The 15,657-nt window shown below is 53.0% G+C and carries 13 protein-coding genes; 9 read left to right on the top strand and 4 right to left on the bottom strand.

Going from position 1 to position 15,657, the window contains the following annotated elements:
• Positions 1-55: 55 nt before the first annotated feature.
• From Dvar_RS38355 to Dvar_RS38330, 6 genes are all read left to right on the top strand, one after another.
• Complete coding sequence (locus Dvar_RS38355) at positions 56-853, top strand: methyltetrahydrofolate cobalamin methyltransferase (protein WP_419658744.1); 798 nt, start codon at positions 56-58, stop codon at positions 851-853.
• Positions 854-1,051: 198 nt separating this feature from the next.
• Positions 1,052-2,734: an energy-dependent translational throttle protein EttA gene (gene ettA, locus Dvar_RS38350; RefSeq protein WP_419658743.1), complete on the top strand. Its 1,683-nt coding sequence runs from the start codon at positions 1,052-1,054 to the stop codon at positions 2,732-2,734.
• A 119-nt stretch (positions 2,735-2,853) separates the two neighbouring features.
• Positions 2,854-3,456 carry a nucleoside deaminase gene (locus tag Dvar_RS38345; protein WP_419658742.1) on the top strand — a complete coding sequence of 201 codons (603 nt, stop codon included), beginning with the start codon at positions 2,854-2,856 and terminating at the stop codon, positions 3,454-3,456.
• A 17-nt stretch (positions 3,457-3,473) separates the two neighbouring features.
• Positions 3,474-4,808: a YihY/virulence factor BrkB family protein gene (locus Dvar_RS38340; RefSeq protein WP_419658741.1), complete on the top strand. Its 1,335-nt coding sequence runs from the start codon at positions 3,474-3,476 to the stop codon at positions 4,806-4,808.
• 458 nt (positions 4,809-5,266) lie between these two features.
• Complete coding sequence (locus tag Dvar_RS38335; RefSeq protein ID WP_419658740.1) at positions 5,267-5,695, top strand: prepilin-type cleavage/methylation domain-containing protein; 429 nt, start codon at positions 5,267-5,269, stop codon at positions 5,693-5,695.
• A gap of 124 nt (positions 5,696-5,819) precedes the next feature.
• Positions 5,820-6,416, top strand: coding sequence for a hypothetical protein (locus tag Dvar_RS38330; protein ID WP_419658739.1), 597 nt, complete (start codon positions 5,820-5,822; stop codon positions 6,414-6,416).
• Positions 6,417-6,600: 184 nt separating this feature from the next.
• On the opposite strand, the gene Dvar_RS38325 is transcribed toward Dvar_RS38330, so the two are convergent.
• From Dvar_RS38325 to Dvar_RS38310, 4 genes are all read right to left on the bottom strand, one after another.
• On the bottom strand, positions 6,601-7,692 hold the full coding sequence (locus Dvar_RS38325) for a 3-deoxy-7-phosphoheptulonate synthase (RefSeq protein WP_419658738.1): 1,092 nt from the start codon (positions 7,690-7,692) through the stop codon (positions 6,601-6,603).
• Positions 7,693-8,144: 452 nt separating this feature from the next.
• Positions 8,145-9,326: a thiolase family protein gene (locus Dvar_RS38320; RefSeq protein WP_419658737.1), complete on the bottom strand. Its 1,182-nt coding sequence runs from the start codon at positions 9,324-9,326 to the stop codon at positions 8,145-8,147.
• A 14-nt stretch (positions 9,327-9,340) separates the two neighbouring features.
• Entirely contained in the window at positions 9,341-11,749 is a 2,409-nt protein-coding gene (locus Dvar_RS38315) for a 3-hydroxyacyl-CoA dehydrogenase/enoyl-CoA hydratase family protein (protein ID WP_419658736.1), read from the bottom strand.
• Positions 11,750-12,090: 341 nt separating this feature from the next.
• Positions 12,091-12,837 (bottom strand): N-acyl homoserine lactonase family protein, encoded by a 747-nt coding sequence (locus Dvar_RS38310; protein ID WP_419658735.1) that lies wholly within the window; start codon positions 12,835-12,837, stop codon positions 12,091-12,093.
• Between the two features lie 472 nt (positions 12,838-13,309).
• Between Dvar_RS38310 and Dvar_RS38305 the strand changes: the two genes are divergently transcribed.
• Genes Dvar_RS38305 through dusB form a run of 3 tightly spaced genes read left to right on the top strand, consistent with a single transcriptional unit; the run spans position 13,310 to position 15,559 of the window.
• Positions 13,310-13,654 (top strand): hypothetical protein, encoded by a 345-nt coding sequence (locus tag Dvar_RS38305; protein WP_419658734.1) that lies wholly within the window; start codon positions 13,310-13,312, stop codon positions 13,652-13,654.
• Positions 13,655-13,691: 37 nt separating this feature from the next.
• Entirely contained in the window at positions 13,692-14,567 is an 876-nt protein-coding gene (locus Dvar_RS38300) for a DUF1848 family protein (RefSeq protein WP_419658733.1), read from the top strand.
• An 8-nt stretch (positions 14,568-14,575) separates the two neighbouring features.
• Positions 14,576-15,559, top strand: coding sequence for a tRNA dihydrouridine synthase DusB (dusB, locus tag Dvar_RS38295; RefSeq protein WP_419658732.1), 984 nt, complete (start codon positions 14,576-14,578; stop codon positions 15,557-15,559).
• The last annotated feature ends 98 nt before the right edge of the window (positions 15,560-15,657 follow it).

Raw genomic sequence — 15,657 nt, 5'->3', positions numbered from 1 at the left:
AGCTAAAAACACCCAGCGCCAAAACCCAAACCCCAAAACCAACAGGAGCAAAACCATGATCATCATCGGCGAACTAATCAATGCCAGCCGTAAGGCGATCAAGGCAGCCATCGAGGCTCAGGACACAGCGGCGATCCAGCAGGTGGCCAAGGACCAGGCTGAGGCCGGCGCCGACTACATCGACGTGAACGCCGGCGTTTTCGTGGGTAAAGAACCCGAATACCTGAAATGGCTGGTGGAGACGGTACAGGCCGTGGTCGACAAACCCTGTGCCATTGACAGTCCGGACCCGGCAGCCGTGGAAGCGGCGTTGTCTGTGCACCAGGGAACCCCCATGATTAATTCCATCAGCCTGGAAAAAGAGCGATACGAGCGACTGATGCCCATCGTGGCCGGCACGGACATGAAAGTGATCGCTCTTTGCATGAGCGATAAGGGAATGCCGCGCACCGTGGACGACCGCATGAAGATTGCCGACGAACTGGTGGGTGGGCTACTCAAAAACAATGTCAAGATCGAGAACATCTTCGTTGATCCGCTGGTGCAGCCCATATCGGTGGAGAACAACTTTGGCGTGGAATTCATCAATGCCATTGAGCGGATCGTGGCCGCTTACCCAGGGATTCATACGGCCTGCGGCCTGTCCAATATCAGCTACGGCCTGCCGGCCAGAAAGTTTCTCAATCAGACTTTCATGACCATGGCCATCGCCAAGGGCCTTGACGGTGCGATCATCAATCCGCTGGACCAGCGCATGATGTCCAACATTATCGCCGCCGAAGCCCTGGCCGGCAAAGACAATTTTTGCATGAACTACCTCAAGGCATACCGCGCAGGCCTGTTCGACAGCTAATACGATCAATACCGGCAGGGGTGCTGTTCCATCCATGCTGGTTTGTTTTTTATGCCGCCTCCTGTCCGTTTTGTCTGGGGAGGCGGTCCTGCCTTTTACCCGCTAAAAAAATCCGCATTTGACTTTCTGCTAATTATATTTGAATAATCCAGTATTTATCCATTAACCCAATCATATTCAAAAAGGAAAACCGATTCGATGAGCACCGATCCCAATAAAGTGATCTATTCGATGATCCGGGTCAGTAAATTCTATAATAAAAAACCGGTAATTAAAGATATTTCCCTGAGTTATTTCCATGGCGCCAAGATCGGCGTGCTAGGGCTGAATGGCTCGGGTAAAAGCACCCTTTTAAAAATTATGGCCGGTGTCGACAAAGAATTTAACGGCGAAACCATTCTCTCCAAAGGCTACACCATCGGCTACCTGGAGCAGGAACCACTGGTCGATGAGACCAAGACCGTCCGAGAAATCGTCCAGCAGGGCGTTCAGGAAACAGTTGATTTGATGGACGAGTTCAATCGGATCAATGAAAAATTTGCCGATCCCATGTCGGACGATGAGATGGACAAGCTGATCGCGCGCCAGGGCGAGGTACAGGAAAAACTCGATGCGCTGGATGCCTGGGACCTGGACGCCCGGCTGGAAATGGCCATGGATGCGCTTCGCTGTCCACCCGCCGATACACCGGTGAACGTCATTTCCGGTGGAGAGCGGCGCCGTGTGGCCCTCTGCCGGTTGCTGCTGAAAAAACCGGACATCCTGCTTTTGGATGAGCCCACCAACCACCTGGATGCCGAATCCGTGGCCTGGCTGGAGCAACATCTGCAGCAGTATACCGGCACTGTCATTGCCGTGACCCATGACCGCTATTTTCTTGATAATGTGGCCGGCTGGATTTTGGAACTGGACCGTGGGCACGGGATTCCCTGGAAGGGCAATTACAGTAGCTGGCTGGAGCAAAAAGAAAACCGCTTGGCCAAAGAGGAAAAGTCCGAAAGCGACCGCCGGAAGACCCTCAAACGCGAACTGGAGTGGATTCGGATGGCTCCCAAGGCGCGTCGCTCCAAATCCAAGGCCCGTATCAGCGCTTACGAGAAGCTCTTGGACCAGGAGAGCGAGCGCCTGGCCAAGGACCTGGAAATTTATATCCCGCCCGGCCCCCGGTTGGGAAATGTGGTCATCGAGGCCAATGGGGTGAGCAAGGGATACGGCGACAAGCTGCTGGTCGAAGGCATGGAATTTTCCTTGCCCCCCGGCGGGATTGTCGGGGTGATCGGCCCCAATGGCGCAGGTAAAACAACGCTGTTCCGCATGATCACCGGCAAGGAAACGCCGGACAGCGGATCGATCCGCATCGGTGATACGGTCAGTCTGGCCTATGTGGACCAGAGCCGTGATGTCCTGGATCCGGAAAAGAACATCTGGGAAATCATTTCGGGCGGCCAGGACACCATCGAACTGGGCGATCGTCAGGTCAATTCCCGGGCCTATGTGGCGCGTTTCAATTTTTCCGGCAGTGATCAACAAAAAAAGGTCGGCGTGCTTTCCGGTGGGGAACGCAACCGGGTCCACCTGGCGCGTATGCTCAAATCCGGTGCCAATGTACTGCTTTTGGATGAACCGACCAATGACCTGGACGTCAATACCATGCGTGCCCTGGAAGAGGCCCTGGAAAATTTTGGCGGCTGTGCCGTGGTGATCAGCCATGACCGCTGGTTTCTGGACCGCATTGCCACCCACATGCTGGCGTTTGAGGGCGACAGCCGGGTGGTCTGGTTTGAAGGTAACTATTCCGACTATGAGAAAGACCGTAAAAAACGCCTGGGTTCGGATGCGGATCAGCCGCATAGGATCAAATACAGGCAACTGACCCGATAGTATTCAACCGAAAACGGGCGCAACCTGCCATTTCCGGATGAATACGTGGCAGTATTACGTTTTTTATATGTCTTGATTTCGACCCAATTGACCTGTTTCTGAACCATCATGGATAGACGATGATATTTCCTGCTATTGAAATTGTTTTGCCGGAATGGCTCGACACGGCCTTGCCGGATGAAAATAAGGTCTATCCCAGGCCTGAAGATCGCATGGACCTGGTCATTGCCCTGGCGCGTCAAAACGTGGATGCGGGTACCGGCGGGCCTTTTGGGGCTGGAATTTTTGATATGCGCTCGGGTCGCCTGATCGCCCCGGGCGTCAATCTTGTCATGTCGGCCAATTATTCGGTGGCCCATGCCGAGATTGTGGCCATGATGCTGGCCCAGAATCGCGTTGGAACGTATGATTTAGGGGCTGACGGACTGCCGCCAATGGAACTGGTTGCCAGTACCGAGCCCTGTGCCATGTGTCTGGGGGCCGTGGTATGGTCCGGCGTGCGGCGCCTGGTCTGTGGTGCCCGTGATGCAGATGCCCGTGCGGTTGGTTTTGACGAGGGACCCAAACCGGATGACTGGATCGGAGCCTTGGAAGCGCGCGGCATCACTGTTTTGCAGGATGTGGGGCGGGCGGCATCGATCCAGGTGCTCGAAGGTTATGCGGCCCGGGGCGGGGTGATTTATAACCCGCGGCAAGGGGCGTTTGGCGCAAAAGAAAATTAGGAACCGGACGGGTTACCATGCAAACCATCAATACCCGACTCAAGGGATGGATTGAGCGTTTCAATCAAACGGTCTGGTATTCCCGGCGCAGTGATCAATCGACGTTTCAGTGGCTGCTGATTCGATTGGCGCGCACCCTGGTAATGGCGGTTCAAGGCTTCAACCGGCATCATGGGGCCCTGCGGGCATCGGCGCTGACCTTTTTCACCCTGTTGTCACTGGTGCCGGTGGCGGCCATGGCTTTTGGTATTGCCAAGGGGTTCGGATTCGAGCGGCGTTTGCAGCAGGAATTATTGCAAAATTTTTCCGCCCAGCAGGAGGTGGTCCAGCAGGTGATTGCCTTTGCCCAGAATATGTTGGATAACACCAAAGGCGGCATGATTGCCGGTATCGGTGTGGCGGTTCTATTCTGGTCGGTGATCAAGGTTCTGGGCAATATTGAAAATTCCTTCAACCACATTTGGGGGGTGCGGTCACGGACCTTTGTCCGCAAGCTCAGCGACTATCTGACGATTATGCTGATCGGTCCGTTGTTGATGATTGTCTCCGGTAGCCTTACCGTTTATATCACCCATCAGGTATCCGCCATCTCCGGACAGTTCGAACTATTGCAGATGGTAGGGCCGGCCATTTATCTGGGGCTCAAGCTGTTGCCTTTTACCTTGATCTGGATTCTGTTTACCCTGGTGTACATGATCATGCCCAACACAAGGGTGCGTTTTGACGGGGCCCTGCTGGCCGGTGTGATCGCCGGCAGCGCTTACCAGGCGGTCCAGGCCTCCTACATTCATTTCCAGATTGTTGTCGCCAAACACAACGCCATCTACGGCAGTTTTGCCGCGCTGCCGCTGTTCTTGTTGTGGCTGCAGATCAGTTGGCTGATCGTGATCATCGGGGCGGAAATTTCCCATGCCTATCAGCGCTCGGCACATGTCGATCTGACCGGTGGTGGGCGAAAGATGAGCATTGCCGAGACCCAGCTGATCGCCCTTGCCATCTGCCGTCACGTGATTCGTTTGTTTCACCAGGGCCGGCCCGCCCCGTCCATAGAGCAGATCGCCGATGCATTGTCGCTTCCCGAAGCCTTGGTGGACAATCTGACCGATTCCCTGATCAAAGCAAACATTCTGGTGCGTATTGACGATGCGTCGGACAAGCTGCCGGCTGTTCAGCCGGCCCAGGATATCCACCGGCTGACGGTTAACACCGTCATTGCCGCCCTTGCCGATGTGGGCGGAAACAATAATTGGTTGGCACAGGTGCCGGATGTGGACAGTCTGAAAAATGTGCTGTTGGCATTCCGCCATGAACTGGATCGATCCGCCGACAACCAGCTGATCATGGATATTTAAGAGCCTGTTTGAGAAGTCTGGATCAGGCCCGCTAACAAGGTGGAAAAATGCTCGAAAGTGGCGCATATACTTAATATGTGAGCATTTTGAGACACATTCCAACGCGCCGTTAGCGGGCCTTAGACGGATTTATCAAACAGGCGCTAAGGCGTATTCAAATCCGCATTTGACCCACCCGAAAAACCTTAAAAATTACTGAAGAGATATTCACTATTTTTAAATCATCCGGGGATTTATCAGGCGTTTGTGCACCATTTTCGTCAGGCTGCTGGTTAACATTTCATTTGTTCCAACCGATAATACAGAAAATAAGGATACGCGTGGTGTATGCAGGGCAACAGATATTGATTATGATTTTATATATTTCATTAAAATAGTTAGTGTTCGATCACCTTGGATTGACTGTGAACGATCCGCTAAAACCCAGTAGCCGGATGAATCAACAAGGGGCTACCTCGATGGAAATCGCGATTTCCGCTTGCATTATCGGGGTGCTCCTTGCCATCACCTCGCCTTTTTTTCTCAGCTATCGAGAACAGGCCCGTGTGGTGGTGGCTGTTAACGAGATTAAAACCGTTGAAGCGGAGGTTTTAAATTATGCTGTAATAAACGGCGAATTTCCCGACACCCTGGGACAAATCGGTTTCGGGAAATTACGCGATCCATGGGGAAACGCCTATCAATACCTGCGCATTGACGAGGGGGAGATAAAAGGAAAAGGCCAGCCGCGCAAGGATGACCTTATGGTGCCGGCCAATTCGGATTTCGATCTTTACAGCATGGGTTTAGACGGGGTGAGTGTCGCACCGTTTACCGACGATCTCAGCAAGGATGATATCGTTCGCGCCTTTAACGGCGCATACGTCGGCAAAGTTGCCGACATGTGACCCGATTCTATTAAGGATGAAAAACCAGAAGGGGATCTATTGGTTTTATACCAATGATTAACCAAAAAATCCCCAACTTTGAATAGATGGCGCATATGCCTTGCGCCTAATGGGGCCAATCGCCATGAACGATACGCAAAATCAACGCAGATTGAAAAATTTCATGATTCGCCGGGATGTGCAATTGCCTATCATTATAGCGAATCTGGTCTTTTTGGGTCTTGTTTGCGTCGTGCTGATTGCGGTACTACTTTCGCCCTTGTACTATGACATGCTCAAGGCAGAAGACCTTTGGGTGCAGCATGTATCCGGCAGCCTGTTTTTGATTTTGCTTCAGCGCATTTCCTTGGCGATGCTGTTGATTTTAATCCTGGCCACGGCCCATCAGGTTATTTTGTCCCACCGTTTTTGTGGTCCGCTGATCAATTTTGGTCACACCTTCGCCAAAATGGCTGAAGGCGATTTTTCCAGCAAGGTGCATTTGCGTAAAAACGATTTTCTTAAAGCCGAAGCCGCCCAGGTCAATGCGATCATCGACCGCCTAAACAATGACAGGATGATTTTGGGTGAGTATGTCAATCAGATAACCGCAACCCTATCGCTCCTATCGCTGCAGGAGGTTTCACCGGAAACCGCCGAACTGATCGACAAGCTCCAGCAGTCGGTGGATGCCTGTCGGGATGTGGTTTCGACCTGGGATCCGACACCGCCCCCAGAGTAGTTAGTTATCGGTAAGCTCGCAAAAAGTTTTTGTTCGGACGGATTCGTAAAAAGCCCGAGATCAAGGCTTGCGAATCCTGAGGAATACCGCTATCGCGGGTGCCGTAGGCAGCGTACGAATCGTACTCCGCAGTGACGAAGGATGAAGCGTAACGCCGATATCGGACTTTTTACGAATCCGGCATTTATCCGACTTTATAGCGCTTTGCATACCCATCGCCGCCAAATTCGCTACAACCGATCAACTGGTCGTGGGCTGAAAGAATCAATTGCTCGGTGGTCTGCCAGTCGATGCAGGCGTCGGTGATGGAAACGCCGTATTGCATGGTGGCAAGATCCCCCGTGTTTTTCTGATTGCCTGCCTCAAGGTTACTTTCCAGCATCATGCCGATGATGGCCTGGTTGCCGTCGATGCGTTGATTGACCAAATCCTGCCATACCGAGGCCTGCAGGGTATGGTTTTTTTTGGAGTTGTCGTGGGAGCAGTCCACTAGAATGGATTGGGGCAGCCCTTTATTACCCAGCAGGGAGACCGCTTCATTGATGCTGACCGTATCATAGTTGGGGCGTGAACCGCCGCGCAGGACAATATGCGCGTGGGGATTGCCGGTGGTTTTTACGATGGCCGCCTGACCGTCCGGATCGATGCCCAAAAACGATTGGGGCGATGTGGCGGCAATCATGGCGTTGATGGCCGTGGACAGCCCTCCGTCTGTACAGTTTTTAAAGCCCACGGGCATGGAAAGACCGCTGGCCATTTCGCGGTGGGTCTGGGATTCGGTTGTGCGGGCGCCGATGGCCGCCCAGCAGATCAGGCCGGCAATGTACTGGGGCACGATGCTGTCCAGCATTTCCGTTGCCGTGGGCACGCCCATCTCGGTGATTTCAAGCAGCAGGCGGCGGGCCCGTTCAAGTCCGGCGCCGATATCACAGGTCCCGTCGAGCCATGGGTCGTTGATCAACCCTTTCCAGCCGACGGTGGTGCGCGGTTTCTCAAAATAGGTGCGCATCACCAGCAGCATCGTGTCATCCACCTGCTCGCTCAAGTTTTTCAGCCTGTCGGCATATTCCAATGCGGATTTCTCATCATGGATTGAACAGGGACCGGTGATCACCAGCAGCCGGGGATCTTTCCCCTCCAGAATGTTGGCAATGGCCCGGCGACCACCGACCACCGTACGGTGGGCCGCATCGCTTAAGGGGACGCGATCTTTTAATTGAGACGGTGAAATCAGTCGCTCGAACTTTTCCACGTGAATGTCATAGGTTTTTTCCATTATTTTCCTCCCGTTAAGATTGATGGATTCGTAAAAAGACGCCGTTTCGACGGTTTCGTAAAAAGTCCGAGATCAAGGCTTGCGAATCCCGAGGAATACCGCTATCGCGGGTGTCGCAGGCAGCGTACATATAGTACTCCGCAGTGACGAGGGGTGAAGCGTAACGCCGATATCGGCCTTTTTACGGAACCGTTAAAAATAAAAAAGCCGCAGGCGGTCTCGCCTGCGGCTTTTGCTTTGTCCTTTATATCACGGGTCAGCAGTCCACAGGCGCACCTCGGCTAAAATAAAAATAATAACCAAAATAAGTGGCGCTGGTGATTGCTGACGAATACATTACATCGATTCCTTTATTATTCTGTCTATGTCGCCTTTAGCACAGGATTGCCAAACAAACAAATTAAAATTGACGAATCCGTCCGAATGGCGATTTTTTAAGGGTTCATTAAATTTTAGCAGAGTTCAAACAGTGCTGCTGCTCCCATCCCCCCCCCAATGCACATGGACTCCACACCGTACTGAACGCCCTTGCGCTGCATGTTGGCCAAAAGGGTGGCACACAGCTTGGCACCGGTGCAGCCCAAGGGGTGGCCCAAAGCGATGGCACCACCGTGGATATTGATGTTGTCCATCTGGTCCTCGATTTTCAGTGTGCGAAGGCAGTACAGGGCCTGGGAGGCAAAGGCTTCGTTGATTTCCCACAAGCCGATGTCAGAGGTTTTCAGACCGGCCATATCGAGTAATTTGGGGATGGCCACCGCCGGTCCCACGCCCATTTCGTCCGGCTCACAGCCTACTGTGGTGTAGAATTTCAGTTTGGCGATGGGCGTAAGGCCGTATTTTTTAACGGCGGCCTCGCTGGCGATAACGGACGCGGCGGCCCCATCGGTGGTCTGGGAGGAGTTGCCGGCGGTTACCGAACCGCCCGCCGCAAACACCGGCGGCAGTTTACCCAGACCTTCCTTGGTGGTCGTGGGCCGTACCCCATCATCGTGGGCCTGAATGAACGTTTCTTTTTTGTAGGTGCCGTTGTCCTGGAGTACATAGCGGGCCGCCGGTGTGGGCACGATTTCGGTGAACAGGCCTTCTTTCTGGGCCTTGGCAGCCTTCATCTGAGAGCTATAGGCAAAGGCGTCCTGATCTTCACGGGAAACCTTGTAGCGATTGGCCACGTTTTCCGCGGTGATGCCCATGGACGCGTACAGATCGGCATGGACTTTGGAGTACTCGGGATTGGGGCGGGGCATGTGGCCGGGCATAGGCACAAAGGTCATGGACTCCACGCCGCCACCGATGGTGATGTCGGACCATCCGGCCATGACCCGCAGGCACGCCAGTGAGATGGCTTCCAGGCCGGAAGAGCAGAAGCGGTTGACCGTGGCGCCGGAGACACTCACCGGGAAACCGGCGATCTGGGAGGCCATGCGGCCGACGTTGAGCCCCTGTTCGGCCTCAGGAAAGGAGCAGCCGACCATGACGTCGTCAATGTCTTTGGGCTCGATCTTGCCGGTTTTTTCCACGGCTTGCTTGAGGATAAAGGCCAGCAGGTCATCAGGGCGGGTATCCTTGAAGGCCCCCTTGGCTCTGCGGCAACCGGGAGTCCTGACAGACGTTACGATATATGCATCTCTCATGGAAGTATCTCCTATTAATTTCGAAGTGGTTTGCCGGTGGTCAACATATGCTCGACCCGGGCCACGCTTTTTTCCTGTTTCCAAAAATCGATAAAGGCCTCACGTTCCAGGTTGAGGATGACTGTTTCATCGATAGCGCTGCCCGAGCGAATCTCACCGCCGCTGATCACAAAGGCGATCCGTTTGGCCAAAAACACGTCGTATTTACTGACAAACTTGGCCGATTGCATATTGAACAGCTCAGAGTCGATCATGCCCTGAGCTGCTGTTCCAGCGACCTTGATGGGCCGTTTAACCGGTGGTGCATAGCCGTCGTCGAGCATTTTCAGAACTTCTTTTTTGGCTTCGCCAATCAGGTAGTCGCGGTTGAAGACGATGCGGTCCTGGGGGCCGAGGAAGCCGTTGGCCCGGGCCTCGGCGGCGGACATGGAGATTTTGGCCATGCCAATGGCCATGAACGTGGGAACGAAAAATTTGGTCAGATCCACATCGGCCACCGGATCGGGGATGGTGGCGGTCATTTTTTTCCACAGGTTGAGGCATCCGCCGCCGCCGGGCAAAAGGCCCACGCCGATTTCCACCAGCCCCATGTAAAGCTCGCTGTGGGCGACAATCCGATCCGCTGCGCCCAGGCATACTTCACAACCACCGCCCAAGGTTAATCCAAAGGGCGCCGCTACAACAGGAAAACTCGAATAGCGTACCCGCTGCATGCCGGTTTGGGCTTTTTTCAAAAATGCGTCGATTTCGGCATACTTGCCTTGCTTGGCCAGCCCGGCCATGAACGCCAGATCGCCGCCTGCGGAAAACGCGCCGGGCATCCCACCGGCTTGGTTGCCGATTACCAGGCCGGCGCCGTTTTCGTCCACATAATCCACGCAATCGGCCATGAAATCGACGATTTCACCATTGATGATGTTCATTTTGCTATGGAATTCAAGGCAGAAGACATCGTCGCCGATGTCTATCAGGGATGCGGATTTACAGGATTTGATCGTTTTATTGGCGGCTTTAAGACCGGCCAGGGATATGATGGCTGCACTGGTCTGGACCGGTTTGTAGCTGGCGGAAGAAAAATCATAGTAAACGGTTTGTCCGTTTTCGATTTTATAGAAGCTGTCATTGCCCGCATCCAGCATGGCCTTGACTTTGTCGGGGACCGTGAACCCGCCTGTTTCCATTTTGGTCACCGATTCCTTCACGCCGATGGCATCCCAGGTCTGAAAAGGCCCCAGTTCAAAGTTGAAGCCCCAACGCATGGCATTGTCGATTTCAACAATGGTATCCGAGATTTCCGGGATACGGTTGGCCGCGTAAATCAAATTGGCGGCCAGGGCTTTCCAGGTGAACCGGGCGCCCTTGTCGTCGCCATAAACAATGGCCTTCATTTTTTCCGGCAGGGTTTTGGCAGCCTTGGCCGCTTTCAGACAGGGCAAATCGGGTTTGTCGTATTCGGCATGTTCCAGTGTGGCCGTATCGATCACCTTACGGATTTTTTTCCATTCAGGAGTCAAATCGGTTTTGTAGAACCCCACCTTGCTCTTTTTGCCCAGCATTTTGGCCGCGATCATCCGCTCCACGAATTCAGGGACGATGAAATCGTCGCGGGCTTCATCGTCTTTGACCAGCGCATGGGTGTTTTTGGCCACATGGGCCAGAATGTCCAGGCCGACAAGATCAGCGGTTTTGAACATGGCGGTTTTAGGGCGACCCAACGCGGGGCCGAACAGGGCATCCACCTCTGGGATGGAAATGCCGTCTTCGGTCATGATCTGCATGGCTTTGACCATCCCTTGGACGCCAATGCGATTGCCCACGAAGTTGGGGGTGTCCTTGGCCCAGACAATACCTTTGCCCAGGATGCGTTCACCGAAATCAGCCATGAAGGACAGCACATCGGAAAGGGTTTCTTCGCCGGGAATGATTTCCAGCAATTTCATGTAGCGTACGGGATTGAAAAAGTGGGTGCCGAGGAAGTGCTGTCTGAATCCGTCGCTCAGGCCCTGGCTCATCTGCTTGAGGGGAATCCCCGAGGTGTTGGAAGAGACAATGGCATTGGGTTTTCTGACCGGGTCGATGCGGGCCAGCAATGCCTGCTTGATTTTCAGGTTTTCGACAACGACTTCCACGATCCAGTCACATTGGGCCAACTGATCGAAATCATCTTCCAGATTACCGATGCTGATCAAGTCCGCATCCTTGGGCTGCATAAAAAGGGCCGGCTGGGTCATGAGCACCGTATCGAGGCCTTTTTTGGCGATCCGGTTTCGGGCCGCCGGGTCGTTTTTTTCCGCATCCGTAAGATCAGGCGGGACAATGTCCAGAAGCAGGGTTTTTACACCCGAACTGGCCAGCAGCGCGGCAATGCCGCCTCCCATGACACCGCTGCCGATGACCGCCGCCTTCCTGATTTTTCTGATCATAATACCCTCCTGCACTAGTTATTCGCCCTTCCTTGTCCGGTTCCCGTAAGCCCTTGGAACACCATGCTGGATTCTGGATACAGTCTTTGGACGGTTGTAAAAATGTTGAGCCAAGGTCTCGATGGGGCCGAACAAGGTTGAGCGAAACCACATTTATGAATGAATATTCATTCAATTATCAGAGCATCAAATTAACTGTCAAGGACAATTTATACCTGTTGGGTTTCGTGCAACTACCCGTTTGGCTATGCTATTACCCCTTGCTGGCGGATTTTATTCCGTTACGGTGGGCTGGCGGCAGCGCATCGTCAATCGCTGATGGTAAATGAATTAATATTCAGTCAGGGAATCGTTTTTCCGTTGGCAAAGGCCGGTTCGTGCAGGGGCAACAGAATGTCCGCCATATCTTTCACTTTTACAAGGATATCATAGGCCTCGTAGGCGTTCACATGGGTTCCCGGAGGAATCACGTCCATTTCCATGGCCCGAATTTGCTTTGGAGGAAAAAAATTGTCGTTGATGACGCAAAATCCGGTAATGGCTGCCGTCCCGCCATTGGTTTCGACCAGGACGGTGAGCCCGCCTTCAGTGTGCGCCGGGGTATGCATTACACGAATTCCCTCCACAATTTCCTGATCCGTTTCCACCAGACGGACCTGACCGTTTTCCTCCACATCTTCAATGTAGTCGGGAATATATCTGAAATCCAGGGGATGGGGATCATGAATGTGTTCAAGTTCTTTGGGATGAACGAAAAACTCGGCATTGGTACATTTATAGTCATTTTCGCAATGATCGTTGTGTAGGTGAGTGTGGATGACCGTGTCGATACGTTCCGGCGTCAATCCGTGGCGTGCCAGTCCCTCTTCAAAGGTGTAGATGCGTCCGCCAATGGCCTGTTCACGATCTTCAGACTGTACCGGGTTCATTTCTCCGGTATCCACAAGAATGGTGCGGTCTCCCCCTTCCAGGTACCAACAATAGATGGGAATGGTGTAGGGTTTACCGTAGTCATGCTGGTAAGTCATCATGCCTTTATCAAACTGTTTGGTACCCATAACGATGGGGTGAATCCGATAGCGGGCCACTTGATGGACCTCCTTCCTTTTTTGGTCTGCGGCAAGTTCGACAATCATCCGAATTAGCGGTTGAGCTGAAGCGAGCAGTGTCGAACGATTTTAGGGTATATGCTTTTTTAGGTCAATGGTTTTAGGTAACGGGATTATCCAATGTTGATGAAATAGTAAAAAGTCCAATTTTTAACGGATTCGTAAAAAGCCCAAGATCAAGGCTTGCGAATCCTGAGGAATGATGCGTACTTACCGTACTCCGCAGTGACGAAGGATGACGCGTAACGCCGATATTGGACTTTTTACGAATCCGTCAATGTTGACAGGTTCAGGTTTGTTCCTATACATGTGCCCGACAAGACAATACTGAATGAAAGGATGCGTTTTCGATTTCAAAATTATATTCAGCTCGATTCTTTCGTTTCGCATTTGTTAAAAAATATTAAAAGCACAGCCATATGCTGGCTGGTGCTGACCAAAGGACGGATTCATGACCACGGAAAATGATATTGTATTGATCTACTTTGAAGACCAGCCGCTGAGTTTTGCCCGCATCGAGCAGATCCTTCCCGATAGCAAGCCGGATTGGTACCATGTAAAATTGCTGATGCTTCAGGTTCCACTGCAGGTGGTGACATGGATTTTGCGTGATCGGTATATTTCCGGAGACGAATTTACCATGAACGGCAAACGCATGCGGTTGGAACGGGTGGTCTCGCCCGAGCCCCTGACGGAAGCCGATGATAAGCTTAACGAAAAACCGGCTGAAAAACCAGTGGCATCGACCAATGGCAGTGCAACCGTGATTTCTTTCAAAGATAAACGGAAACTTTAGGCTGGCTTGTTTAAGATCATTGCCCTATACGTTTTTGATGAAACCCGAACCCAAACAGATCCTTTCCGTCTCCAGGCGCACCGATATTCCTGCCTTTTACATGCCATGGTTCATGGATCAGCTGCGAGGCGGGATCATTGAGGTCGTCAACCCGTTCAACCGGCATGTCAGGCGGGTCGAGGTTTCCCCTGAACGGTTGCACACCATGGTTTTCTGGTCCAAGAATTTCGCCCCTTTCCTGGATGGCGGCTATGGTGAACAGCTGCAGGCCATGGGCTACCACCTGTTTTTTAACTTTACGGTGAATTCGCAGCTGCCGATCCTGGAACCGGGTGTCCCCCGGCTGTCAACGCGTTTGGACCAGCTTCGTGAGCTTTGTCGCCGTTTTGGTCAGGCCTCGGTGCAGTGGCGTTTCGACCCCATCTGCCATTTCCGCATGGCAGATGGCGGAGTTCAAAACAATCTTACGGATTTTAGAACTATTGCCGCTGTTGCGGGTCAGTGTGGGATTGATCTGTGTATCACCAGTTTCATGGACCACTATCGCAAAATCGCCCGGCGGGTTGAGGATGGATTCACATTTGTGGAACCGTCGGCGGCGCAGAAAACAGCGATTGTGCAGGATATGCAACAGATTTTGACGCCACTAAACATTGATCTGGCTCTGTGTTGTGAACAGAATGTGCTGGATACATTGCCTTTGGGATCAAGGATTCGCTCCGCCGCATGCATTTCCGGACCGCGCATCATAGCCGTGCATGGCGAACGCGTTTCCACGCGGCGAGATTCGGGCCAGCGCAGGGCGTCGGGATGCGGTTGCAGTGTTTCCGTGGACATCGGATCGTACCACTTGCATCCCTGCTATCATAATTGTTTGTTCTGTTATGCTAACCCGTCCCGTGATCGAAGATAGAGAAAACCATGCGTATTGGCGCCGTAGAAATCGATAACTTCACCGTGCTGGCACCCCTGGCCGGAATCACCAATCTGCCTATGCGTCTTTTGGCCAAGCGAGCCGGATGCGGGCTGGTTTGTTCGGAGATGATCAGCTCCAACGGCCTGGTTTATGGCTCTAAGAAAACTGTGCAGCTATTGGATTCGGCGGCTGAAGAAAAACCACTGTCGGTACAGATCTTCGGATCCAATCCACAGATGATGGCTGATGCGGCCCGCTTGGTCCAGGATTCGGGTGCAGATATCGTGGATATTAATATGGGCTGTTCGGTACGCAAAATCCTGAAGAGCAATTCAGGCTCGGCACTGATGAAAGATGCACCGTTGGTCAAAAGGGTCCTGGACGCGGTACGACGCGCCGTGACCATTCCTTTGTCCATCAAGATTCGTTCAGGATGGGAACCCTCCGGTCGCCAGGCCGTTGAGATTTCGCAATTGGCCGAATCGTGCGGCGTGGATGCCGTTGCGGTTCATCCCCGCACGGCAACCCAGGGGTTTCGGGGAAAGGCCGATTGGACCATTATCGCAGCAGTTAAAAAGGCAGTCTCGATTCCGGTGATTGGCAATGGTGATGTCACCGCTCCTGGTGATGCCATGCAGATGCTCTTGGAAACCGGTTGTGACGGTGTGATGGTGGGACGGGCAGCCATTGGCAATCCCATGATCTTCAGCCAGATTTTAGCTGCGGCACAGGGGCGGCCGGTGCTTGATCTCGATGTACATCAGCGCTTTGTGATGATGCTCGATTATCTGGCGGATTCGGTGCGCTACCTGGGAGAGTCGACGGCCTGCCTGATGATGCGCAGCCGCTTGTGCTGGTTTGTCAAAGGCATGCATCGTGCCGGGCAGTTCCGTAATTCTATCCGCTTCATTGAGTCGCAGCAGGAGGCCGAGTCGCTGATCCGGGCGTACGCGGCATCCATCGGTGTGGTGCTCGGTGGTAGAAGGTAGAAGGTAGAAGGTAGAAGGTGGAAGGTTGAAGGTTGAAGGGGGAGTGACAAGGAACTCCACCCCCCAAACTCAGAACCAGAAACCTTATTTTTTGGATG

Origin of the sequence: Desulfosarcina variabilis str. Montpellier (genome assembly GCF_048565275.1) — a bacterium.
Lineage (GTDB): Bacteria > Desulfobacterota > Desulfobacteria > Desulfobacterales > Desulfosarcinaceae > Desulfosarcina > Desulfosarcina variabilis.
This window is presented reverse-complemented; position numbering and strand designations above follow the sequence as displayed.